This is a genomic window from Vibrio sp. B1Z05 (genome assembly GCF_052955985.1).
The window spans coordinates 2,364,841-2,388,884 of the sequence record NZ_CP130463.1; the positions used below are offsets into that span (position 1 = coordinate 2,364,841).

At 40.3% G+C, this 24,044-nt stretch carries 21 protein-coding genes; 13 read left to right on the top strand and 8 right to left on the bottom strand.

From position 1 onward, the window contains the following. Nucleotides 1-44 precede the first annotated feature (44 nt). Both rpiA and serA read left to right on the top strand, forming a co-directional pair. Nucleotides 45-701, top strand: coding sequence for a ribose-5-phosphate isomerase RpiA (gene rpiA / locus QV280_RS10750; protein WP_023405092.1), 657 nt, complete (start codon nt 45-47; stop codon nt 699-701). A gap of 208 nt (nt 702-909) precedes the next feature. After that, entirely contained in the window at nt 910-2,139 is a 1,230-nt protein-coding gene (gene serA / locus QV280_RS10755) for a phosphoglycerate dehydrogenase (protein WP_152819434.1), read from the top strand. A 286-nt stretch (nt 2,140-2,425) separates the two neighbouring features. Here serA and QV280_RS10760 read toward each other — a convergent pair whose 3' ends face one another. The 5 genes from QV280_RS10760 to epd all read right to left on the bottom strand — a co-directional run bounded on the left by QV280_RS10760 (nt 2,426) and on the right by epd (nt 7,938). Continuing rightward, complete coding sequence (locus QV280_RS10760) at nt 2,426-3,130, bottom strand: oxidative stress defense protein (RefSeq protein WP_152819433.1); 705 nt, start codon at nt 3,128-3,130, stop codon at nt 2,426-2,428. A gap of 111 nt (nt 3,131-3,241) precedes the next feature. After that, on the bottom strand, nt 3,242-4,063 hold the full coding sequence (gene mscS, locus QV280_RS10765; RefSeq protein ID WP_240432745.1) for a small-conductance mechanosensitive channel MscS: 822 nt from the start codon (nt 4,061-4,063) through the stop codon (nt 3,242-3,244). A 316-nt stretch (nt 4,064-4,379) separates the two neighbouring features. Then, nucleotides 4,380-5,456: a class II fructose-bisphosphate aldolase gene (fbaA, locus tag QV280_RS10770; protein WP_152819432.1), complete on the bottom strand. Its 1,077-nt coding sequence runs from the start codon at nt 5,454-5,456 to the stop codon at nt 4,380-4,382. 130 nt (nt 5,457-5,586) lie between these two features. After that, a complete protein-coding gene (locus tag QV280_RS10775; protein ID WP_152819431.1) occupies nt 5,587-6,750 on the bottom strand; it encodes a phosphoglycerate kinase in 1,164 nt (387 codons plus the stop codon). A 144-nt stretch (nt 6,751-6,894) separates the two neighbouring features. Then, nucleotides 6,895-7,938: an erythrose-4-phosphate dehydrogenase gene (epd, locus tag QV280_RS10780; RefSeq protein ID WP_152819430.1), complete on the bottom strand. Its 1,044-nt coding sequence runs from the start codon at nt 7,936-7,938 to the stop codon at nt 6,895-6,897. Between the two features lie 168 nt (nt 7,939-8,106). Here epd and QV280_RS10785 point away from each other — a divergent pair, with 168 nt between their 5' ends. Genes QV280_RS10785 through QV280_RS10795 form a run of 3 tightly spaced genes read left to right on the top strand, consistent with a single transcriptional unit; the run spans nt 8,107 to nt 11,495 of the window. Further along, nucleotides 8,107-9,870 carry a hypothetical protein gene (locus tag QV280_RS10785; protein ID WP_152819429.1) on the top strand — a complete coding sequence of 588 codons (1,764 nt, stop codon included), beginning with the start codon at nt 8,107-8,109 and terminating at the stop codon, nt 9,868-9,870. Beyond that, nucleotides 9,863-10,777 (top strand): glycosyltransferase family 2 protein, encoded by a 915-nt coding sequence (locus QV280_RS10790; protein WP_152819428.1) that lies wholly within the window; start codon nt 9,863-9,865, stop codon nt 10,775-10,777. The genes QV280_RS10785 and QV280_RS10790 overlap by 8 nt, the downstream gene beginning before the upstream one ends. 10 nt (nt 10,778-10,787) lie before the next feature. Then, a complete protein-coding gene (locus QV280_RS10795; RefSeq protein ID WP_152819427.1) occupies nt 10,788-11,495 on the top strand; it encodes a class I SAM-dependent methyltransferase in 708 nt (235 codons plus the stop codon). Between the two features lie 348 nt (nt 11,496-11,843). Here the strand turns inward: QV280_RS10795 and QV280_RS10800 are convergent, their stop codons facing one another. Together QV280_RS10800 and tkt are read right to left on the bottom strand one after the other, a co-directional pair. Next, the gene (locus tag QV280_RS10800) at nt 11,844-13,016 is read right to left on the bottom strand and encodes a glycosyltransferase family 87 protein (RefSeq protein WP_152819426.1); all 1,173 of its coding nucleotides are present in this window, start codon (nt 13,014-13,016) and stop codon (nt 11,844-11,846) included. 101 nt (nt 13,017-13,117) lie between these two features. Further along, nucleotides 13,118-15,112: a transketolase gene (tkt, locus tag QV280_RS10805; protein WP_152819425.1), complete on the bottom strand. Its 1,995-nt coding sequence runs from the start codon at nt 15,110-15,112 to the stop codon at nt 13,118-13,120. Between the two features lie 339 nt (nt 15,113-15,451). Between tkt and metK the strand changes: the two genes are divergently transcribed. Together metK and QV280_RS10815 are read left to right on the top strand one after the other, a co-directional pair. Then, nucleotides 15,452-16,603 (top strand): methionine adenosyltransferase, encoded by a 1,152-nt coding sequence (gene metK, locus QV280_RS10810; RefSeq protein WP_021712314.1) that lies wholly within the window; start codon nt 15,452-15,454, stop codon nt 16,601-16,603. Nucleotides 16,604-16,890: 287 nt separating this feature from the next. Then, nucleotides 16,891-17,685, top strand: a complete 795-nt coding sequence (locus tag QV280_RS10815; protein WP_152819424.1) for a DUF2189 domain-containing protein — start codon at nt 16,891-16,893, stop codon at nt 17,683-17,685. Between the two features lie 210 nt (nt 17,686-17,895). Here the strand turns inward: QV280_RS10815 and QV280_RS10820 are convergent, their stop codons facing one another. Continuing rightward, a complete protein-coding gene (locus QV280_RS10820; protein WP_367869509.1) occupies nt 17,896-19,551 on the bottom strand; it encodes a DUF262 domain-containing protein in 1,656 nt (551 codons plus the stop codon). 358 nt (nt 19,552-19,909) lie between these two features. Here QV280_RS10820 and QV280_RS10825 point away from each other — a divergent pair, with 358 nt between their 5' ends. The 6 genes from QV280_RS10825 (at nt 19,910) to ruvX (ending at nt 24,043) form a co-directional block, all read left to right on the top strand. Beyond that, complete coding sequence (locus tag QV280_RS10825; RefSeq protein ID WP_152819423.1) at nt 19,910-20,404, top strand: SprT family zinc-dependent metalloprotease; 495 nt, start codon at nt 19,910-19,912, stop codon at nt 20,402-20,404. 114 nt (nt 20,405-20,518) lie between these two features. Then, the gene (locus tag QV280_RS10830; RefSeq protein WP_152819422.1) at nt 20,519-21,214 is read left to right on the top strand and encodes an endonuclease; all 696 of its coding nucleotides are present in this window, start codon (nt 20,519-20,521) and stop codon (nt 21,212-21,214) included. A gap of 95 nt (nt 21,215-21,309) precedes the next feature. Continuing rightward, complete coding sequence (gene rsmE / locus QV280_RS10835) at nt 21,310-22,041, top strand: 16S rRNA (uracil(1498)-N(3))-methyltransferase (protein ID WP_152819421.1); 732 nt, start codon at nt 21,310-21,312, stop codon at nt 22,039-22,041. A gap of 9 nt (nt 22,042-22,050) precedes the next feature. Beyond that, nucleotides 22,051-22,998: a glutathione synthase gene (gene gshB / locus QV280_RS10840; RefSeq protein WP_023405076.1), complete on the top strand. Its 948-nt coding sequence runs from the start codon at nt 22,051-22,053 to the stop codon at nt 22,996-22,998. A 62-nt stretch (nt 22,999-23,060) separates the two neighbouring features. Then, nucleotides 23,061-23,621: a YqgE/AlgH family protein gene (locus QV280_RS10845; protein WP_023405075.1), complete on the top strand. Its 561-nt coding sequence runs from the start codon at nt 23,061-23,063 to the stop codon at nt 23,619-23,621. Continuing rightward, nucleotides 23,618-24,043 carry a Holliday junction resolvase RuvX gene (gene ruvX, locus QV280_RS10850; protein WP_023405074.1) on the top strand — a complete coding sequence of 142 codons (426 nt, stop codon included), beginning with the start codon at nt 23,618-23,620 and terminating at the stop codon, nt 24,041-24,043. Before QV280_RS10845 ends, ruvX begins: the two co-directional genes overlap by 4 nt. Nucleotide 24,044 lies beyond the last annotated feature (1 nt).

Consider the following 24,044-nt stretch of genomic DNA (forward strand, 5'->3'; position numbering starts at 1 on the left):
TATACTCTTGCTGACCCCCTTTACTCTCGATCTGGAGAACTAGAATGACCCAAGATGAAATGAAAAAAGAAGCTGGTTGGGCAGCACTTAAATACGTTGAAGCTGGCGCAATTGTCGGTGTAGGAACGGGCTCTACCGTAAACCATTTTATTGATGCCTTGGGAACAATGAGCGACAAAATCAAAGGGGCTGTATCTAGCTCGGTCGCATCGACTGAGAAATTAGAAAAACTGGGTATTAAAATATTTGATTGTAATGACGTCGCTTCACTGGATGTCTATGTAGATGGCGCAGATGAAATTAACGCCAATAAAGAAATGATCAAAGGCGGCGGCGCAGCGCTAACCAGAGAAAAAATTGTTGCGGCTATCTCTGAAAAGTTCATCTGTATTGTAGACGGCACCAAAGCGGTTGACGTTCTAGGTGACTTCCCTCTTCCTGTTGAAGTGATTCCTATGGCTCGCTCATATGTTGCTCGTGAGCTAGTAAAACTTGGCGGTGACCCTGTTTACCGTGAAGGTGTCATTACCGACAACGGCAATATCATCCTAGATGTACACAGTTTAAAAATCAGCAACGCTAAACAACTTGAAGACCAAGTGAATGCACTACCGGGCGTAGTGACTGTTGGCCTATTTGCACATCGTGGTGCAGATGTAGTCATTACAGGTACGCCTGCTGGCGCTAAGATCGAAGAGTAATAATATATATATTTCAGCTTTAACTACAAAGTTAATACGCTGATTTTATTGAATAATCATGAAAGCAGAGGCGAAAAATAGCCTCTGCTTTTTTTTTATTGTAATTTTCTTACCCAAACTGTTCTTTTTTTGATAATTTAAAGACAGCCTACTTTGGAAAACGATTGCTTTTCGAAATTAATTTACTAAATGTTAAGGAATAACCACAATGACTAGAGTCTCTTTGCACAAAGATAAAATAAAAATACTACTTCTAGAAGGGCTTCACCCTTCATCAGTTGAGGTGCTAGAGGCTGCGGGTTACACCAACATTGAATACCATAAAGGCTCTATCTCTGAAGAAGAATTGATTGAAGCCATTAAAGACGTACACTTTATTGGTATTCGCTCTCGTACAAACCTTAATGAACGTGTTTTAGCGGCAGCAGACAAGCTGGTCGCTATCGGTTGTTTCTGTATTGGTACCAATCAGGTTGACCTAAAAGCGGCCGCTGTGAAAGGCGTACCGGTATTTAATGCACCATTCTCAAACACTCGTAGTGTGGCAGAATTAGTTCTAGGTCAAATACTGCTATTGATGCGCGGTATTCCTGAAAAGAATGCTCTAGCTCACCGCGGTATTTGGAAGAAAAGTGCCGACCACTCTAATGAAGCACGTGGCAAGCGCTTGGGTATCATAGGTTATGGTCACATTGGTACTCAGCTAAGTATCATTGCTGAAAACCTAGGTATGCGTGTCTACTTCTACGATATTGAAAACAAGCTTTCTTTAGGTAATGCCACCCAAGTTTCAACTATGGCTGAACTGCTCAATAAGTGTGATGTGATTAGTTTGCATGTCCCTGAAACGCCAGAGACTAAAGACATGATGGGCGCAGAACAGTTTGCACTAATGAAGCCAGGCGCTATCTTCATCAACGCCGCTCGCGGCACTGTGGTAGATATCCCTGCGCTCTGTAATGCTCTAGAATCTAAACACCTATCAGGTGCTGCTGTCGATGTGTTCCCTGTAGAGCCAAAAACAAATGCCGATGCATTTGAGTCTCCACTAATGAAATTCGACAATGTTATCCTAACGCCGCACGTAGGTGGTTCGACTCAAGAAGCACAAGAGAATATCGGCGTTGAAGTTGCTGGTAAGCTAGCGAAATACTCAGACAATGGTTCAACACTATCAAGTGTGAACTTCCCTGCGGTATCTCTACCACAGCACAAAGGCACCTCTCGCTTGCTGCACATCCATGAAAACCGCCCAGGTATTCTAACTCAAATCAACACCATCTTTGCTAGCGCTGAAATCAACATCGCAGGTCAGTACTTGCAGACCAACAGCCACATTGGTTACGTTGTGATTGATGTAGAAACCGCGCGCTCGCAAGAAGCACTGGATAAGCTAAAAGAAATCGACGGCACTATCCGCGCTCGTCTACTTCACTAATTTGATGTCGCTATACGCTTTATAGAAATATAAGTGTTAGACAATAACAAAGCCCTTACTGAGCCTAAATTAATAAAGGTCAGTAAGGGCTTTTTAGTATCAATATCTCAGCAGCTATTGGTGTTATACCAATCGTACTAAATAACTGGTCATTCTAGCTTGTTAAAATACTCGATAACGGCGTTAGAATTTTTGATTGTAGAATAACTACTTATCAAAAAATTATGCCTTGTTCTCGAGCATTTTTCCTGCGCTAGTTCTGAACACTTACTTAGTGTGATTGGTATTATTTAAGTTTATAAACCACATCAACTCGGTCTTTAATCACGATAGTGGTATCTTGATAACTATTCGCTCGCTCTGATGAATCCATTGCCATACTGCGAGACAACATTGGTCTAACTTGCGGGGATTGGTAGTTAACTTGCCATACTTCACCCAAGGTTCTATCAAAACCCTCAGCAATAGATTCAGCCTTTAGCTTGGCATCTTTAATGGCCTCGCTGCGTGCAACGGCTTGGTACTTAGAAGGGTCTTTGACACCCAATTGAACCTTATCAATACGATTAATACCCGACTTAAGTGCTACGTCCAATAACTTAGGCAGCATCTCTAAATTATCAATCGTGACTTTTACTTTTCTTACCGCTCGGTAGCCTTTTTGTTCTGGTTTGGCATTTTTCGGATAATGCATTTGTGGCAGCAGCTGAATATTGCCGCTTCTAATATCTTCTCTGGGCAAACCTAACGCTTGCAGTTGCTGCAAAAAATCATCGACTACTTTATCTGTTTTTTGTTTTGCTTGTTCCGCACTATCTTGCACCATCACCACTTGTACACTAAATTCAGCCATGTCGGGTTCAGCGAGCACTTCGGCATACCCTGTCGTATTGATGTGCGGGAAATTTATCGCTTGTGCCTGCACGACTAAAGAACACCCTGCTAATACTATCCCTAAAAACCAATGAGTTATCGCATTACTCTTCTTCATCTAAAGCCCTTCCTTTTTTGGCATTCCACACATTCCAACTGCTACTCGTTATTTATATAGAATAGATAAAAAAACGCGCCATAAGGCGCGTTTTAATTGAATTAGCTTACTTTACTCAGCAATTTTGTTCAGATGAACATCCATTTGTGGATACGGGATTTCAATACCGTTTTCATCCAGAGCAATTTTAATCGCTTTAAGCATATCAAAATACACATCCCAATAGTCAGCAGTGCGACACCAAGGGCGAACAACAAAGTTGACTGAAGAATCCGCAAGCTCAACCACACCAATCTGAATGCCTTTATCTTTCAGAAGACGCTCTTCAGCTTCCAGTGTCTGACGAATCACTTGTTCAGTTTTCTTCAAGTCGGCACTGTAAGAAACCCCTATCACGTAGTCAATACGACGGGTTTCATGGCGGGAGTAGTTGGTAATTGGACTACCAATAACGCTACCATTAGGTACCACAACCATTTTGTTATCAGGCGTAGTCAATACTGTCTGGAAAATTTGAATTGAATCAACAGAACCGGCAACACCACCAATCTCAACATAATCGCCAGATTTGAATGGACGGAATGCAACAATAAGTACACCCGCAGCAAAGTTAGATAGTGAACCTTGCAGAGCAAGACCAACCGCTAAACCAGCCGCACCAATAATAGCAACTACGGAAGCAGTTTGAACACCTAGACGCCCTAGAGCTGCAATCAATACGATAACAAACAGTAGGTAACGCACCATAGCGTGAACAAAATCAATGACAGCTTTGTCTAAATCACGCTTTTTAAGCACTTTAGAAACACTGTTCGCAATCATCTTGGTAATGATATTACCAATAAATAGAATCAGAACAGCGGTAATGATATTCATTGCATAGCCAATCAGAAGGTCAGTATTATTCACGAACCAATGATGAGCATCTTGCATACCTTCATGAAGGGCATCTACGTTTGGGATTTGGGGAGTTTCTTGTGACATTGTAAATTTCTCTTCCGTAATAAAGTGTTACAAACAAACTAAAACCAGCATCATACTTCCATATGTCCGTTATAAGTCAGACTTCTGTCAAAACACAATCGTCTAAAGACCTTATACCACTTGAGCTAAATAACAGGTCGTTCTAGCTTGTGATTGGTATTAAAGGCAGTACTTAAGAACAGCACTTAAAAACTATAGTACACAAGACAAAAAAAACCCGCTAAATAGCGGGTTTTTTTAATTTAATTAGTAGCTTGCAGGCGTATTACAATACGTCAATCGCGTTAAGATCAGCAAAGGCTTTCTCAAGACGAGTCACCATTGAAGATTGACCAGCACGTAGCCATACGCGAGGATCGTAGAACTTCTTGTTCGGCGCTGCTTCACCCGTTGGGTTACCGATTTGACCTTGTAGGTAATCGTGGTTTTTAGCTTCGTAAGTACGGATGCCGTCCCAAGTTGCCCACTGAGTATCAGTATCGATGTTCATTTTGATAACACCGTAGCCGATAGACTCTTTGATCTCTGCTTCAGAAGAACCAGAACCACCGTGGAATACAAAGTTAAGAGCATTTGGTGCGATACCAAATTTCTCTGAACAGTATGCTTGAGAGTCACGTAGGATAGTTGGAGTAAGAACTACGTTACCCGCTTGGTAAACACCGTGTACGTTACCGAAAGATGCTGCGATAGTGAAACGAGGGCTGATAGCGCTCAGTTTTTCGTATGCGTAAGCGACATCTTCAGGAGAAGTGTACAGCTCAGATGCATCCATATCAGAGTTATCAACGCCATCTTCTTCACCGCCAGTACAACCTAGTTCGATTTCTAGAGTCATACCCATTTTAGCCATGCGCGCTAGGTACTTAGAACAGATTTCAATGTTTTCTTCTAGAGACTCTTCTGAAAGGTCAATCATGTGAGAAGAAAATAGAGGCTTACCAGTTTGAGCGAAGAACTCTTCACCAGCGTCTAGTAGACCGTCAATCCAAGGAAGTAGTTTCTTAGCTGCGTGGTCAGTGTGAAGAATAACTGGAACACCGTATGTTTCTGCTACTGCATGAACATATTTAGCGCCAGCGATACCGCCAAGGATTTGTGCACCTTGACCTTCTAATTTAACGCCTTTACCAGCAAAGAAGCCAGCGCCACCGTTAGAGAATTGAACAACTACAGGAGCTTTAACTTTTGCAGCCGCTTCTAGTACACCATTTACAGAATCAGTGTTTACAACGTTTACAGCAGGAAGAGCAAAACCATTTTCTTTTGCTACTTCAAATACTTTTTGAACGTCATCACCAGAGATAACACCAGGTTTTACAAAATCGAAGATCTTAGACATGGAATAAGTCCTATTTTCTGTCGTTTAGTATTAAATTGCACTTTTGCAAGTATAAAAAAGATTGCATACAACGCAAAGCATTGCAGCAAAACAATAAAAAGGCGAGGACAAGGTCCTCGCCAAAAAAATATTACGCTTTTGCTCGTTCTTCTAGCATAGCAACTGCTGGAAGTACTTTACCTTCTACAAACTCAAGGAAAGCGCCGCCGCCTGTTGAGATGTAAGAAACATCAGCTTTGATACCGAACTTGTCGATAGCTGCTAATGTGTCACCGCCACCTGCTACAGAGAAACCTGCAGATTCAGCGATTGCTTTAGAAATACCCGCTGTACCCGCTTCGAAGTTTTTAAATTCGAATACGCCAACAGGGCCATTCCAAAGAATTGTTTTTGCGTTAGCAATGATGTCAGCTAGAACTGCTGTTGAATCTGGACCAAGGTCGAAGATCATGTCGTCATCAGCAACGTCAGCAACGTTTTTGATTTCAGCTTCAGCGTTTTCGTCAAATGCTTTTGCACAAGCAACGTCAGTTGCAACTGGAATTGCACACTCTTTCATTAGTTTCTTAGCAGTTTCAACTAGGTCAGCTTCGTATAGAGACTTACCTACGTTGTGGCCTTCCGCAGCGATAAATGTATTTGCAATACCGCCACCCACAACAAGTTGATCAGCAACTTTAGATAGAGACTCAAGAACAGTCAGTTTAGTAGAAACTTTAGAACCACCAACGATAGCTACTAGAGGACGCTCTGGGTTATCCATTGCTTTACCTAGTGCTTCTAGCTCAGCAGCCAAAAGAGGGCCAGCACAAGCAACAGGAGCGTAAGTACCTACACCATGAGTAGACGCTTGAGCACGGTGAGCTGTACCGAATGCATCCATTACGAAGATGTCACATAGTGCAGCGTATTTCTTAGAAAGCTCTTCTTCGTTTTTCTTTTCGCCTTTGTTAAAGCGAACGTTCTCAAGAACAACAAGTTCACCAGCGTTTAGTTCAAGACCTTCTAGGTAGTCTTTAGCTAGTTTAACTTCGCAATCTAGTGCGTCGTTTAAGTAGTTTACTACTGGCTGTAGTGAGAACTCTTCAGCGTACTCGCCTTCAGTTGGACGACCTAGGTGAGAAGTAACCATTACTTTAGCGCCCGCTTCTAGGCAACGCTTGATAGTTGGAAGAGATGCAAGGATACGAGCATCAGAAGTTACTTTACCGTCTTTTACTGGAACGTTTAGGTCAGCGCGGATAAATACACGTTTACCTGCTAGTTCTAGGTCAGTCATCTTGATTACAGACATTGTTAGTCCTCTAGGTTTTAATTTAAAAACTTTCCGCCTATCCCCACAAAGTTGTCGGCATAGGCGTTCGAAATCTATCTAATGTGATGCTACATGGGGTCTCTTACTCTATAGTTCAAGAGGTTGAACTAAAAAGCTACGGATTTATTTCACGCGATGTAATAAATGTGACGTGTGCATCGCTAGAGCCGTATCTAGCATCCGATTTGCAAACCCCCACTCGTTATCACACCACACTAGCATCTTCACTAAATGGCCATCACTAACACGGGTTTGCGAGCCATCGACAATCGCACTATGCGGGTCGTGATTAAAATCTATCGAGACAAGAGGCGCTTCCGTGTAGTCGACTATTGATTGTAATCTACATTGAGATGCATGCAAAATAGTTTGATTTACATCATCAACACTCACTTTAGCATCTAGTGTAACACTCAGATCCATCGCTGTAACATTGACAGTGGGCACTCTCACTGATATTGCCTCAAACTTATTTTCAAACTTAGGAAAAATACGTTCAATGCCTTTATGTAACTTAGTATCAACAGGGATAATTGATTGGCTCGCACTGCGAGTTCTACGTAAATCTGAGTGATAGGCATCAATGACTTGCTGATCATTCATTGATGAGTGAATGGTGGTTATCGTCCCTCTTTGAATGCCGTACGCTTCATCTAATACTTGGATAATCGGCACGATACAGTTGGTGGTACAAGAACCGTTTGACACTACATTATGCTCAGACTTTAGGCTCTGGTGATTAATGCCATAGATAATAGTGTTATCGAGATCGTTAGAGCCAGGGTGAGAGAACAATACCTTACTCGCACCAGCGGCAATGTGCTGTTGCCCATCCGCCTGCGAGCCATACACCCCAGTACAGTCCAAAACAATATCTACACCTAAGTCACGCCACGGTAATAAATCCAACTCAGCAAGATGTAAAATTCGTATCTCATCTTTGCTTCCATCGGCATTATGAATATTCAAATACTCTTGGGTATGAGAGATTTTTCTAAGAAAGCGTCCATGGCTAGTATCGTATTGCAACAAGTGAGCCATCGCATCCGGTTGTGCGAGTTCATTAACGGCGACCACTTTAATCTGATCTTGTAGCCCCCCTTCATAAACAGCGCGTAGGACATTACGACCAATACGACCAAAACCATTTATTGCGACTCTTAGCATACCGAAACTCCATCTAAGGTTTATTATTATAGTAATGAGGCAAGAGTTTATCAGATCACATATTTTTATACATAAGTGAATTTAACAGTGCTTATCTTATGCTTACGCTTTTATATTATAAGATAGTCTTGTATCCTCTAGAGGCTAGAAGAAAAAGGGTTAGTCTGGATGCTCAAGGGGTGGGTTTACAGCAATAGAAAGGATCTCCTTTTTATTGTTTTTTGTTGGTTTATCATCGCTACCGTAATGTTCACAAAGAGTTGGGAAAATATTTCTAATCTTGAACTAAAGGATAACGATGACTACATGCGTTATGTCCAGTTTATGGATTGGATAAAGTTCGGCAATTGGTATCTAGAGCCAATGCCACGCTTTAACCCTGAAGATGGGGTGATAATGCATTGGTCGCGAGTTTCAGATTTTATTCCGGCAGGGTTAACCCTTTTATTCATCTCATTTTTAGGGTTTGAAGTTGCCAGTCTAGTAGCAATTGCTGTTACGCCATTACTGTATCTACTGTTGTTTGCTCTAGCCTTATTCGCCTATGTTGATCACTACCTTGGAAAGGATCATCGCTTTATAGGTATGTTATTTGCTCTCGGCTCACACGCTATTTCGAAGTTTTTTCCTGGCTCAATTGACCATCATAACCTTCAATTAATTATTGTAGCACTGTTCTTAATTGGCACCCCCCAACTCTGTATTCAAGAGAATGAAAAGTGGCGTCCTATATATCAAGGATTACTGATCGGACTATCTCTATGGATAGGGTTGGATAACTTTATTTTATTTACAAGTTACCTTTGTCTTTACACACTTTATAGTTATCTTTATAGATATAAATTACTTGATTACTTATTTAGACTTTGTTTTTTTGCCACCTTATTTACTACAATAGCAATACTACTTAATAGACCAATATCTGAATTTACATTTGAACATTATGACTCTATTTCATTACCCTTTGCCTTATGCTTTTTAGCTGGAGGGTTCTTTACCTATTTATCCAATAAATGTTTGACTATAGAAACTTCTTTTAATTCAAAGTTAATTAAAGGCATACTATTATTTATAATTTGTTTTGTTCCTATTATCTATATTTACCCACAATTACTGAAAGGAGCTCTAGCTGACTACCCATTATTGCTTCGAGAATTTTGGTTAAATAAAGTGACTGAAGCTCAACCAATGCTGAGAACAATTCAAAAAAATGGCTTCTTTTCTTCTGAGAATTACTTTTTATTTTTCGTTCCTGCACTTTGCTACCCACTATTGCAAAAAAAAAATAAAGACCTCAATATTCTCTACTTTATGTTACTCATTCAATTAGTACTTGGCTTATTGTGGCAAGTAAGAGTTATGACTATTTGCTTCATACTCAGTGCCCCTATTCAAGTGTACGTACTTATGAAGATCAGTAATAGTTTTAAGTTTCAACTGACTCAAGCTATAATTATATTATCTGGTATGCCTATTATTGTTCTAATACTTATCTCTATGATATCACCCAGTCCTGATGAGCCGGAGAAAAATACTAAGAATAATGTCAGTGCATACCAACAACTCATTAATAGTGGCATCAATAGCAATAAGATAATGACTGGAACAGAATCTGGTGCAAAGATCTTAGCTACCACCCACAACACTATCATTGCTGCTCCCTATCACCGCAATATCAACGGTAATAGCTTTGTTATAGAAACCTTTTTGAGCACTAACATTGACGAAGTACATAAAAGACTCATCCAAAATAATGTTGATTTCATACTCATCAATAATGATTCTCAGTTGAAGATCATCCGAGCTTCAGCCACAAATGACGCTTTCATTAATGTATTGGAGCACACTGAACTACCAAGCTGGATTCAACCCACCTCAGTTGACTTCAATACAAATTCACGTTTATTTAAGATAATAGGTCCTAATGAGTAAACCCAATATCGCAGTATTACTTCCGTGTCACAATGAAGCAGGTGCTATCGGCATTACTGTCAATGCATTTAAGCAAGCGCTACCTGATGCAACTATCTATGTTTATGACAACAACTCCTCAGATAGTACAGTAGAAGAAGCTAAAGAAGCTGGCGCGCTTGTTCGCTTTGAACAAAGACAAGGGAAAGGGGAAGTCGTCAGAAGAATGTTTGCTGATATTGATGCTGATATCTATGTCATGGCCGATGGAGATAATACCTATGATGCATCAGTTTCTGCTAAGTTAATCCAAATACTGATCAACGAACATCTAGATATGGTAATAGGAACACGCTCACGTAAAGAAGCTTCTTACCCTAAAGGGCACATTCTAGGCAACTCCATATTTTCTAAGTTAATCAACCGTGCATTTTATTCAAACCTGACTGATGTTTTTTCTGGATATAGAGTTATGTCAAGAAGATTTGTAAAATCAGTGCCTTTATTCAGTGATGGATTCCAAGTCGAGACTGAATTAACAGTGCATGCTTTACAGCATAAGATATCTATCAAAGAAGTACCAACAAACTATATATCACGACCGGAAGGGACTATAAGTAAATTAAATACTTATAGAGATGGATTTAAAATACTAGCGTTTATTATATTTCTGTTAAGGGATGTAAGGCCATTATTTTTCTTCAATATATTGTCATTAATATTCATATCTTTATCTCTTACGCTTGGCATTCCAATAATTATTGATTTTTTTGAAACTGGATTAGTTAAAAGAATACCAACTGCTATATTATCTAGCTCTGTAGCCATACTAGGGATTATATCATTATTTACTGGCTTAATTTTAGATAATGTAAGTAGAGGAAGAAAAGAAACCAAAATCATTAATTTTTTAATGTATAAAAATTAGAGGCAGCAACATGAGAAGTGATCATAATGAAGATCCTGAATGGGAAAAATACTTATCACGATTTAGCAATGAGTACGATGAAAGAGTATATGATAATAAATCCACTGGCTATGTTATGAGGGCCGGCCATAAAGCCACTGAAGCGTTATTTAAGAAAACTCACCATTTTTCTAAAGTTTTAGAGGTTGCAGCAGGCACTGGGGAGCACTTACTTTCAGTAAACCACTCTTATGATGAGTATATTTTAACTGACGGTGATGAAAATGCGTTGAATATAGCAAATCTAAACTGCAAAGACTTAAGTAACTATAGTAAAATCAGATTTAAAAAAGAAAATGCCTCAAAACTATCATTTGCAGATAATACATTTGATCGAGTTGTTGCTACACATATACTAGAGCACTTATATCACCCTCACCTAGCTATTAAAGAGTGGCTAAGGGTACTGAAGCCTGGTGGTACTTTATCAATTTTAATTCCTACCGATCCTGGGGTCGCTTGGAAGGTTGGACGTCATATTTCAACAAGAAAAGTAGCTCTAAAATATGGATGGAACTACGATTACATAATGGCTAGAGAGCATGTAAACCCTTGTAATAATTTAATTGCTTTTTTGGACTACTATTCAACTGATAGTTCATCATTCTTTTGGCCATTAAAAATAATCCCTTCGATAGATTTAAACCTATTTTACATACATCACTCTATAAAACCTTAAATCTATCTAGAAAAATTTAAGCCATATTTATAAATATTTACCTAGTAGGTTATGCTGTAATCCTCTCATTAATAACTGCACGTAATTGTAGCATTTAGACTGCAGTTTTTAGGGGGGATTCCCCACCAATTATTTTTTATTATTGATTAGTTTATAATTATCAATAGTATGTAAGCTTTAGACATTTTTAGTTATTGTACGTAACACTCTCTATGTAGAGATATATTATATCTAACATATGAACATTTCTTATATAAATCATAATATTTAAATCCACTAAAAAATTGCTATTAATGATTATTGCCTAGTTTACACTTGAAACAATAACGAACAGCAAAATTGAATCTGTTAATTATTCTTCCTGATTGTTCTTATTAACATACATAAAAAGAGTAATGTCAGTACTGGAGCATATGGAAAACCAATAATAGAAAAACGCATAGTAAGAATTGGAGTCACCCAAATAAATACCATTAAGTATCTTTCTAGCTTGTTGAAGCTGCATATTTTATCACTAGAAATCAATAAGACGATAATGACACTTAATGCACTCATATCATAAGAATGAATATACGGACTGCTTAAGTAAGTAGCAGTAACTAAAACTGCTACTTTAATTAACCAACAATCTGATTTAATAAATGCATATATGGTAGATAAAATAGCTATTAAACAACATATCACTTGAACAATCCAGGCAAAGTAAATACTTCCAGTTAATAACCTTGCACTTATAAATGGGGATATTTGCATATTAATTCCCAAACCTACACCATGCTCTATAAAATTTTTAGCATACTTCCATGGGCTATTTATCATCCAATAATACCAAACTTCATAGCTTAATATAAAACAGCTAAAAGCAACCATAATAATTGCAGTCAACGTTGCCCATATAAATGTTTTCCAATATCTTCCTGCAATTAACGCAAACGGTATTAGTATTCCCATATGAGGTTTAATAGTTAGGATACCAAATAATATTCCTGAAAGTATATGAGATCTATTTAAAGCTTTACACCCACCAATTAACAAGGCAGCTGTCAGTAAACCATTTTGGCCAAAGCTTATATTAATTAGAGTTGCAGGAGCAAGCATTAAAACTAGTATGTATATTTTATTATAACTAGATCCTAATGTTACAGATAATAAAAAGCAGGAGAAAGAAAGTAAACTCCAGATAATAAATGCACTCTCATAACTTAAAAATCCTAGAGGGTATAGAATGGATAACATCTGAGGGGGGTACGCAAAGTTAAAAGCTACACCGGTGGCTCTCACTTCATCAGGTGCATGATTTGGAAAAAGTGTATGGTTATATACATCAGGTAAGTGATTATTTACTGCTAACTTAGCTGCAGTCCAAGAATGTAAAAAATCTCGCCCAAAAATCTGTCCTCTAGACAGCTCACCAGAAATAAAATCTATATTATCTATATATAAGAAATTTAATGTAATTATTAATCCTAAGATAAAAAAAAACAAAAAGAAAACTTTGTAATCAATATTCTCATCTGTCATAAAAAGTATCCTTTAGTGTTTATTTAGTCTAGATTATAATATGCAAAAAAAACCAGCAGTAAACTGCTGGCTTTCATTTTTTAGAGGTTGCTAGACTTTAATTAAGCTAACAACTCTTTAGCTGTGTTTACTACGTTTTCAGTAGTGAAACCAAACATCTTGAACAACTCACCTGCTGGTGCAGATTCGCCGAATGTTGTCATGCCGATGATCTTGCCACCGAAGCCAACGTACTTGTACCAGAAGTCAGCAATACCAGCTTCTACAGCAATACGTTTAGTTACTGATGAAGGAAGTACTGACTCACGGTAAGCTTCATCTTGCTTATCAAATGCATCTGTTGAAGGCATAGAGACAACGCGTACTGCTTTGCCTGCCGCAGTGAGTTCAGCTTGCGCTGCTACTGCTAGTTCAACTTCAGAACCTGTCGCAATGATGATTAGCTCAGGAGTACCCACGCAATCTTTCAGTACGTAACCGCCTTTTGCGATATCAGCTACTTGAGTAGCATCACGCTCTTGCTGTGCAAGGTTTTGACGAGAGAAGATAAGCGCAGATGGGCCATCTTTACGTTCGATAGCCAGTTTCCATGCTACTGCTGACTCAACTTGGTCACATGGACGCCATGTGCTCATGTTTGGAGTTAGACGTAGAGAAGCCACTTGCTCAACCGGTTGGTGAGTTGGGCCATCTTCACCCAGACCGATAGAGTCATGAGTATAAACTTGGATGTTCTGAACTTTCATTAGAGCAGCCATACGCATTGCGTTACGTGCGTATTCCATGAACATTAGGAAAGTTGCGCCGTATGGTACGAAACCACCGTGCAGAGCAATACCGTTCATGATAGCTGTCATACCAAATTCACGTACACCGTAGTGAATGTAGTTGCCAGAGAAGTCTGATGCTTCAAGAGACTTAGAACCAGACCACATAGTCAGGTTAGAAGGCGCAAGGTCAGCAGAACCGCCCATAAATTCAGGAAGCATTTTACCAAATGCTTCTAGTGCATTTTGTGATGCTTTACGAGATGCGATGTTAGCAGGGTTTGCTTGCAAATCAGCAATGATTTGGTTTGCTTGTTCTTCCCACTGAGCTGGAAGCTCACCATTAACACGACGTTTTAGTTCAGCCGCTTCAGCAGGGTATGCTGCTGCGTAAGCGTCAAACTTAGCATTCCAAGCCGCTTCTTTCTCAGCGCCAGATGCTTTTGCATCCCATTGTGCGTAGATGTCAGCAGGAACTTCAAATGGTCCGAATTCCCAACCTAGTGCCGCTTTAGTCGCAACGATTTCGTCTTGACCAAGTGGAGCACCGTGACAGTCGTGCGTACCCGCTTTGTTTGGAGAACCAAAGCCAATCACTGTTTTAGTACAGATAAGTGTTGGGCGAGGATCTGCTTTAGCCGCGATAATAGCCGCATTAATTGCTTCGCTATCATGGCCGTCTACTGCTGGGATTACGTGCCAGCCGTAAGCTTCGAAACGCTTAGGTGTATCGTCAGAGAACCAACCTTCAACTTCACCATCAATTGAGATGCCGTTGTCATCCCAGAAAGCAACTAGCTTGCCAAGACCTAGAGTACCCGCAAGAGAACATGCCTCGTGTGAGATACCTTCCATCAGACAGCCATCACCCATGAACGCATAAGTGAAGTGGTCAACGATGTCGTGGCCTGGCTTGTTAAACTGAGCAGCAAGTGCTTTTTCAGCCATCGCCATACCAACAGCGTTAGTAATACCTTGGCCTAGTGGGCCTGTCGTTGTTTCAACGCCGGGTGCATATCCATATTCTGGGTGACCCGGAGTTTTAGAGTGCAACTGACGGAAGTTTTTAAGATCATCAATAGACAACTCATAACCACTCAAATGAAGCAGAGAGTAGATCAGCATTGAACCATGACCATTAGAAAGGATAAAACGGTCACGATCAGCCCACTCTGGGTTTTGTGGGTTATGGTTTAGATGATCACGCCAAAGTACTTCAGCGATGTCAGCCATCCCCATTGGTGCGCCTGGGTGACCAGAGTTAGCTTGTTGAACACCATCCATGCTAAGAGCACGAATTGCATTGGCTAGATCTTTACGAGAAGACATGTCTGCTCCTGAATGCATAAGCAATTTATAAAAAATAAGTCCTGTTCCCAACAGAGGATGTTGGGCGGTGTTATTGTCGCAAAGCGCCTCTGTTACTGCAAACAGTTTCCCGTGCAAAATTCAAACTATGAGATATTGATTTATTTAACATCTAACGATATTTAGTAAAAACTAATGTGACCTAGCGCAAATATTTTACTCACTTAAATCGTAAAAAAGCTTGTATTTCGTCTATTCAAAATTAGAATAGACGTCTAGAAGTAGAAACACCTACTTAAAGTACAATTCAAAAGACGCCTATGATGCGTCTTTTCTTAAACCAGAATAAGGGAGCCCATCATGGCTAAGCACCTGTTTACTTCTGAATCAGTATCAGAAGGCCATCCAGATAAAATCGCAGACCAAATCTCTGATGCGGTTCTAGATGCAATCATCGAGCAAGACCCGAAAGCTCGCGTTGCATGTGAAACTTACGTAAAGACTGGCATGGTAATGGTAGGTGGTGAAGTGACTACCTCTGCTTGGGTTGATATCGAAGAACTAACGCGTCAAACCGTTCGTGAAATCGGTTATGTAAACTCAGAGATGGGCTTCGATGCTGACTCTTGTGCTGTACTAAATACTATTGGTAAGCAATCTCCAGATATCAACCAAGGTGTTGATAAAGCTGACCCTAAAGATCAAGGCGCTGGCGACCAAGGTATTATGTTTGGTTACGCGACTAACGAAACTGAAGTATTAATGCCTGCACCAATCACTTACTCTCACCGCTTAGTTGAAAAACAAGCTGAAGTACGTAAAAACGGCACGCTACCTTGGTTGCGTCCTGATGCAAAATCTCAAGTTACCTTCCAATATGACCAAGGTAAAATTGTCGGCATCGATGCTGTTGTTCTATCAACTCAGCACAGCGAAAGTGTTTCAACAGAAGAGCTTCGTGAAGCGGTGATGGAAACTATCATCAAACCAGTACTTCCTGAGCAATGGTTAAACAAAGAAACTAAATTTTTTATTAACCCAACCGGTCGTTTCGTTATCGGTGGCCCAATGGGTGACTGTGGTCTAACTGGTCGTAAAATTATCGTTGATACCTACGGCGGCGCAGCTCGTCACGGTGGCGGTGCATTCTCTGGTAAAGATCCATCAAAAGTTGACCGTAGTGCGGCATACGCAGCTCGTTATGTAGCGAAAAACATCGTTGCTGCTGGCATGGCTGACCGTTGTGAAATCCAACTTTCTTACGCTATCGGCGTTGCTGATCCAACATCAATCATGATTGAAACCTTCGGCACTGAAAAAGTAGCTCAAGAAATCATCATTGAAGCTGTTCGTCAAAACTTCGACCTACGCCCATACGGCTTACAAGAAATGCTGAACTTGCTACAACCTATCTACAAGAAAACAGCAGCTTACGGTCACTTTGGTCGTGAAGAATTCCCTTGGGAAGCGACAGACAAAGCAGCAATCCTTAAGGATTTTGCTGGTCTATAATCGACTAGAAACACCTATTTATATCAACCTCAGCCTTTGTGCTGAGGTTTTTTTTGCTCTCAGTTTACTCCTGTCATCTACCTCCTTCTGATTATTTTTCATGCAAAATTTGTAATTCCTAGCATCCACAACGATAGTTATGAAAGTTAATAAAATGTTAAATAGATCACCTTTTACATAAAGGAATCAAAATAGCAGCAGACCGACTCTAGTAGGATTTCTAGTGCTAACAACCAGTTATCCCATGTTCAGAGTCAATATTACGGGACTCAATCAGGAGGATTATCATGCCTCGTACATACGATGACAGTGATTTTCATAAAGCATCTGAAATCAAAAACAGTGAATATGCCAAAACACTGCCCTGCAATAAAATCAGCATCAGCGACCCTTTTCAATGGTTAGCTTTAGGCTTAAATGACTTCGTCCGCTCCCCCGTTATTAGCCTCTTTTATGGCACCTGTTTTGCTATTGCCGCCGCAGGCATCGTTGGCTTGATCTACCTACAAGGTAATCATCCACACCTAGTGATACTGCCGGCGCTGATTATCTATATGCTCATTGGACCATTTTTAGCGCTAGGGTTATACGATGTCAGTTGGGCAAGAGAAAGAGGCAAACAACCCAACCTACTGCATTCAATGAAAGCCATCGGTCGTAATTCCACATCACAATGGAGCTTTGCAGTGTTGTTGGTTGTCGCCATGATATTTTGGATGAGAATAGCCTCACTACTGCATGCTTTATACCCTTCCGTGGAAGGCGCCAGTATCGTCGAATTTGCACCATTCCTTATTACTGGTTCCATCACAGGGTTTATTTTGGCATCCGTGGTATTTAGCATTGCGGTTTTCTCGATGCCTTTAATGCTAGAAAGACGCGTTGATATTATGACCGCAATATTTTCCAGTTTTAATGCGGTTAAAAATAACCCCGGCCCTATGCTAGTTTGGGCGGCCATTATCTGTGGGGGTGTTTTAATAGGCTTTGCCACCTACGGGGTAGGAATGATAGTTACTATGCCCATTCTAGGTTATGGCACATGGCACGCTTATCACGCGACGATTCAGAAAAAGAGTTAGCGTTTTTGCGGGATAAAAGAGCACAAAACGACAATTGCCCACCGATTAATTGGTGGGCAGTTTTTATCAATAATTGTTGGTAGACAATGAAGGTTGATTGATTTATAAGAAAGTTTTGGACATAAACGTATTAGCAAAAAATTCCCAAAACGTCTATGCCATATAGATTAAATTATCTTTTCAATCTATGGTTATTTTTTATTGACTATATTACCTAACAAACCAGAGATTTATTAGTGACTTTTTTAAAGTCTCATGTCTATCTTTTAAGGCTGAAATATTCCATTCAGGAACTTTACAAATATCCTTTGTAAGATCAAAAGAGCTTTTATTATTGAGCTTCTCGTAAATATCTTTCTTCCTATCGAAGTCGCTATTTTGAGCTTCAGAGTTCTTTGTGCCACTTATTAATGTTAGGTTGCCTAATTTATGCAACCATACTGCATGTTCTTCATTAGAGAACCTAGTGTTCCAATATTCATTGGCTAATTTTTGCGGGAGTATATGTTCAATCGTAATTCGCCCTGTATATGTTTTTATTACACTTTCATCTTGTTGCTCAAGATCCAGACGTAACAAAATAGACTTGATTAAGTTAACTTGATTAGGTCTTGGTTCATACAAATCCTTATCTAGAGATTCCATAAACCCTTCGTTATCGGCATGCTGATTTACATGTTCAATTATTTCCGAAAAAGTCCCTTCATTGTTTATAGCTACAAGAGCAGAATAACAGACCATTTCTCTCTGACTTTTAACGAGGTTTTTGATTCTTCCATGCATGTATACCTTCTCAAAAGCAGAGACAAACTCGTCGAATTCAATCCATGTTAAATCTTGCTTCCTAGTCATTCGATTCATAAACGCCATAACTGGCGGAATCCACTCATCAGTAGCAAGATTTGTTAGTGAGGCGATACGTCTCTTTAACGATAAGTTTTCAAAATCAATTTCAGCTAGCCTAGTGTAATTCTTAGCAGAGTTCACTAGCATTAAAGCCATCTCTACTGCATCATCTGAAAAGTCAGTCTGTAAGCTCTCAATGAACGAAGATAAGCCTTTCTGTAAAACACGGTCACGATCCTTTTTTTCGGATAGCCGATGAAGTGTTAGAAACTTGTCTAGTTTATTAACACCGACCATATCCTCAATTTGAGACCAAGAAGATTCTATTTGACTTGAATCTTTTCTCATTGATGCTGCAGACTCAAAAAGAGTATTTTTCAATAAATCAGCATTACTTAGAGGTAGGCCTCTATTATTAAGTACATTAAACAACCTAAATGAAGATGCGAAATCATCAGTTTGTACAAATACTATAAAAACATTGTGGAGAATATACTTCGCGATTTTCTTCAAATCAATCTGATCTTTATCAGATAGAAAACTCCTTACTACACAGGAATTGTCTATAAATAATTGTTCTGTATCTGTAGGCTTTTCTGGTTTATATTCTTTTTTATCTTGAAGAATGTAGAACTTATATAAGCTATGCTCTTTACTACGAACAACTAATCGAGGTTCATCAGTTTCGTCTGAATATACATCTATTGGTAAAATACGTTTTTGTAAGTCGTCTTTTACCCCCTGAAAATCAATGAGTTTTTTCAACTCTGAGACTATAAGGCTAAGTGTCGTTAATCGCTGCTGACCATCAACCACTTCAAAAGTATTATTTCCCTTATTGATGCATATCATACTGCCAATGAAATATTCATTTTCATCTGAAAGGTAACTCTGGTAAATATCATTGATAAGTTGTTCTGCATTATCAGCACTCCAACTATATGGCCTTTGATAAGGCGGGATAATATATTTTTTATTTTCTGTAAGGATATCCTGAACTTTGCATTCTTTCGCTTCCACTATAAATACCTATTTAATAACGGTTTATCTCATTATGACACAGTACATTTTAAGCACAACTTGCCAATAATGGTTCCGTTTCAAAGTCGTGATAAGCGGTTTAGTGAAATGAACACTCATAGACTATGGATTTGTTCCGAGTCTAACAAGAAAAGGGGGATTTCTGAGTTACGAAGTACCGCTATGAAAATTTTGAACAACATTTTTGCGCTCCCGCCCCACATGAACTAAATCATCCATATTTTTCCCACACATCTACCCAAGTTATTCACCCCAAAGCATCTATCACGAACTTTGTATCCAAAGAGAGATTAAGCTAAAGTTGTACCCGTTTTAAATCGATAGCCAAAACCACTGCATGACGCCAATTCAATACCAATTGCTTAGAAAAGCCACAGCACTCATCAAAGTGGCTAATACTCACTTTGAGCGACAGTTTTCAATTCCTACGATTGAAACTGATATGCGTGGTAAGGCGGCCGGAAAAGCCTTTTTGCAGTTGAATACCATAAAGCTGAATCGCGTATTGCTGGCGGAAAACCAACAAGAATTTATTGAGCACGTTCTGCCTCATGAAGTTGCGCACTTAATCACTCATCAAGTGTTTGGGCGAGTTAGACCGCACGGTAAAGAGTGGCAATACGTGATGTCTAAAGTGTTTGGTATCAAGCCAGATCGTACGCATTCTATGGATGTCAGCTCGGTGCAGGGCAAAACGTTTGAGTATCAGTGCTCTTGCCGCCAGTATCCTTTATCGATACGTCGCCACAATAAAGTGCTGCGAGGGGAGACTAACTACTCTTGTCGCAACTGTGGCAATGAACTTAAATTTACTGGTAAGCAACTCTGTTAATAACACTATTACAATCTATAACTGCAAGGCGAGATTAGGCTGAACAATATCTGGTCAAAGCGCCAAAGTGGCTGTATTCTCTGCGCTGTTTTTCTCAACAGCCGTAATTTACTCTTGAAACGTTATATTCTCCCTATCATTAGCCTACTGCTGGTCTCGCTATCAGTGCATGCGAAACCACACTCTTTTTATCAATCTAAACGACTGGCTGTTGGCATCTATCAGCAACACCCACAAACCTTCTATTGTGGATGCAAAATAGATTGGCAAGGCAAAAAGGGCAAACCACAATTATCCGATTGTGGCTATCAAGTACGTAAACAAGAACGTCGTGCCAATCGCATTGAATGGGAGCACATTGTGCCTGCCGCACAACTGGGTAATCAGCGACAATGTTGGCAACATGGCGGCCGCTCCAATTGCACCAAGAGCGATCCTGTTTATAAGGAGATGGAAGCGGATTTACATAACTTAGTGCCTGCCATTGGCGAAGTTAATGGTGACCGCTCTAACTACTCTTTTACTCAGTGGAATGGCAACCGTGGAGTAAGCTATGGTCAATGCCATATGCAAGTCAGCTTTAAAGACGACAAAGTGATGCCACCAAAACGTGCTCGTGGCGCTATTGCTCGAACCTACCTATATATGGCACAGCACTACCCTATCAAGATATCAGATCAGCAAATTAAACTGATGCAAGCATGGAATAAAACCTATGCTGTGACTGATTGGGAATGTCAGCGCAACCAAATGATCGATAAAATTCAAGGCAACTCAAACCCATTTGTTGACCAAGAGTGCAAACATTAGATAAATCCTGTCACGCAGACGAAGCGACACCTCTTGTTATTTGCTAACATAGCAACCATATTTATTTTGTTAAGTTAGTTACAGGTGTAGTTTTAATGCGCATTCCTAGGATATATCATCCTGAATCTTTATCTTCAGCCACACACGTTCAGCTATGCGATGATGCCGCAGGGCACATTGGACGTGTGTTACGAATGCAGGTAGGCCAAGCGGTTTCACTCTTTGATGGTAGCAATGTTGAGTATTCTGCTGTCATTACCGAGGTCTCCAAGAAAAATGTCGCGGTTGAGATACAAGATTCCAAACAACACAATGTAGAATCACCACTGGATATCCACTTAGGGCAAGTGGTCTCTCGCGGTGACAAAATGGAATTCACCATTCAAAAATCGGTGGAGCTTGGTGTTAATACGATCACTCCACTTATTTCTGAGCGTTGTGGCGTGAAACTAGACCAAAAACGTTTCGAGAAAAAGCTGCAACAGTGGCAAAAAATCGCTATTGCCGCTTGTGAGCAAAGTGGTCGAAATACCGTGCCCGTCATCCGCCCTATCATGCCTCTAGAGCAGTGGTGCCAAGAAGAATATCAAGGGTTGAAACTCAATCTTCACCCTAGAGCTCCCTACTCTATCAACACCCTTCCTCAGCCAATCACAGAAGTGAAATTATTAATTGGCCCTGAAGGCGGACTTTCTGAGTCCGAAATTGACATGACCACAGAATATAACTTTGAACAAACATTATTAGGCCCGCGCGTTCTTAGAACAGAAACCGCGGCCCTAACAGCCATAACCGCACTCCAAGTTCGCTTTGGCGATCTTGGCTAGGAGAAATAAATGATTAAGATCGGCATAGTGATGGACCCTATTTCGTCCATCAATATTAAAAAAGACTCTAGCTTTGCCATGCTTTTAGAAGCGCAAAAACGTGGTTATGAAATCCACTATATGGAAATGAATGATCTGCATTTAGATCAGGGTGTGGCCGTTGCGGATACCAAAACTCTAAAAGTAGAGAAAAACCCTGACAATTGGTTTGAGTTCCTTTCAGAGCAAACCATCCGCTTGTCTGATCTTGACGCTGTGTTAATGCGTAAAGATCCTCCGTTTGATACTGAATTCATCTACGCAACTTACATTCTTGAGCGCGCAGAAGTTGAAGGCACCTTGATTGTCAACAAACCACAAAGCCTACGTGATTGTAACGAAAAGCTCTACACAGCATGGTTTGCAGACATGACACCAACCACCATCGTGACTCGCAAAGCAGACAAAATCAAAGCCTTCCACGAGCAACACAGAGATGTAATTCTAAAACCTCTAGATGGTATGGGCGGCGCGTCAATCTTCCGCGTTAAAGAAGGCGATCCTAACGTCTCCGTTATTATCGAAACCTTAACTAATCACGGTCAAAACTACGCTATGGCGCAGGCATTTGTGCCAGATATCAGCAACGGTGACAAGCGCATCTTAATTGTTGACGGTGAGCCAATGCCGTACTGCCTAGCTCGTATTCCAGCTAAAGGTGAGACTCGTGGCAACCTAGCGGCTGGCGGCCGTGGTGAAGCTCGTCCTTTAAGTGACACTGATTTTGCAATAGCGAACGCAATCGGTCCTACACTTAAAGAGAAAGGATTAATCTTTGTTGGCTTGGACGTTATTGGCGATAAAGTTACCGAAATCAATGTGACTAGCCCTACTTGTATCGTAGAAATCGAAACTGAATTTGGTATCTCGATTACAGGTAAATTGATGGATGCTATTGAGCGTCGCATCGGCAAATAATCAGTCATGCAGACATCATTGATAGCCACCTCAATGAGGTGGCTTGTTATAGGAGGGAATGCATGAATCTCACCAATCATTTCTTGGTGGCTATGCCATCGATGCAAGACCCACATTTCAAGCGCTCAGTGATTTATATTTGTGAGCACAATGAACATGGGGCGATGGGAATTATGATTAATGCTCCCATCGATATTACCGTTGGCGGTATGCTAAAGCAGATAGAGCTAAAATCAGCCCATATTCAAGCGGGTGATAGCCTAAAACAACCTGTACACAATGGTGGTCCTGTTTCCGAAGATCGCGGCTTTATTTTGCATCAGGCTAAAGATAAATATCAGTCCAGCTTAGTCATGACCAACGGCATCACTATGACCACCTCAAAAGATATTTTATCGGTATTAGGTACTGAAGAAGAACCGACTCAATACCTAGTGGCATTGGGGTATTCGGGTTGGGATGCAGGGCAACTGGAAAGCGAGTTAGCGGAGAATTCTTGGTTAACCATTGAAGCAGATCCTGACATCATTTTCAGTACTCCAGTACAAGACCGCTGGGCTAGCGCAGTACAATCTCTGGGCATCGAAGCCTCACAATTATCAACACAAGCAGGACATGCATGAGCAAAACCATAATGGCGTTTGATTATGGCACTAAAAGTATTGGCAGTGCTATCGGACAAGATATCACTGGCACCGCCACCCCACTAAAAGCCTTCAAAGCCAAAGATGGCATCCCAAACTGGGACGACATTGGCACTCAAATACAAGAGTGGAAACCCGACTTAGTTGTGGTGGGCTTACCAACGGATTTGCATGGCAAAGATCTGAAAACCATTACCCCGAGAGCTAAAAAATTCGCCCAAAGAATACATGGTCGATTTGGCGTACAAGTCGAGCTGCATGATGAAAGGCTCTCCACCACTGAAGCTCGCTCAGACCTTTTTGCTATGGGCGGTTATAAAGCACTAAGCAAAGGCAATGTGGACTGCCAATCTGCCGTTGTGATCTTAGAAAGTTGGTTTGAAAATCAATGGGCTGAGTGAT

Bases quoted from the DNA above. Each gene is read 5' to 3' on its own strand.
- rpiA (WP_023405092.1), top strand. From the start codon at position 45: ATGACCCAAGATGAAATGAAAAAAGAAGCTGGTTGGGCAGCACTTAAA.
- serA (WP_152819434.1), top strand. From the start codon at position 910: ATGACTAGAGTCTCTTTGCACAAAGATAAAATAAAAATACTACTTCTA.
- QV280_RS10760 (WP_152819433.1), bottom strand. From the start codon at position 3,130: ATGAAGAAGAGTAATGCGATAACTCATTGGTTTTTAGGGATAGTATTA.
- mscS (WP_240432745.1), bottom strand. From the start codon at position 4,063: ATGCAAGATGCTCATCATTGGTTCGTGAATAATACTGACCTTCTGATT.
- fbaA (WP_152819432.1), bottom strand. From the start codon at position 5,456: ATGTCTAAGATCTTCGATTTTGTAAAACCTGGTGTTATCTCTGGTGAT.
- QV280_RS10775 (WP_152819431.1), bottom strand. From the start codon at position 6,750: ATGTCTGTAATCAAGATGACTGACCTAGAACTAGCAGGTAAACGTGTA.
- epd (WP_152819430.1), bottom strand. From the start codon at position 7,938: ATGCTAAGAGTCGCAATAAATGGTTTTGGTCGTATTGGTCGTAATGTC.
- QV280_RS10785 (WP_152819429.1), top strand. From the start codon at position 8,107: ATGCTCAAGGGGTGGGTTTACAGCAATAGAAAGGATCTCCTTTTTATT.
- QV280_RS10790 (WP_152819428.1), top strand. From the start codon at position 9,863: ATGAGTAAACCCAATATCGCAGTATTACTTCCGTGTCACAATGAAGCA.
- QV280_RS10795 (WP_152819427.1), top strand. From the start codon at position 10,788: ATGAGAAGTGATCATAATGAAGATCCTGAATGGGAAAAATACTTATCA.
- QV280_RS10800 (WP_152819426.1), bottom strand. From the start codon at position 13,016: ATGACAGATGAGAATATTGATTACAAAGTTTTCTTTTTGTTTTTTTTT.
- tkt (WP_152819425.1), bottom strand. From the start codon at position 15,112: ATGTCTTCTCGTAAAGATCTAGCCAATGCAATTCGTGCTCTTAGCATG.
- metK (WP_021712314.1), top strand. From the start codon at position 15,452: ATGGCTAAGCACCTGTTTACTTCTGAATCAGTATCAGAAGGCCATCCA.
- QV280_RS10815 (WP_152819424.1), top strand. From the start codon at position 16,891: ATGCCTCGTACATACGATGACAGTGATTTTCATAAAGCATCTGAAATC.
- QV280_RS10825 (WP_152819423.1), top strand. From the start codon at position 19,910: ATGACGCCAATTCAATACCAATTGCTTAGAAAAGCCACAGCACTCATC.
- rsmE (WP_152819421.1), top strand. From the start codon at position 21,310: ATGCGCATTCCTAGGATATATCATCCTGAATCTTTATCTTCAGCCACA.
- gshB (WP_023405076.1), top strand. From the start codon at position 22,051: ATGATTAAGATCGGCATAGTGATGGACCCTATTTCGTCCATCAATATT.
- QV280_RS10845 (WP_023405075.1), top strand. From the start codon at position 23,061: ATGAATCTCACCAATCATTTCTTGGTGGCTATGCCATCGATGCAAGAC.
- ruvX (WP_023405074.1), top strand. From the start codon at position 23,618: ATGAGCAAAACCATAATGGCGTTTGATTATGGCACTAAAAGTATTGGC.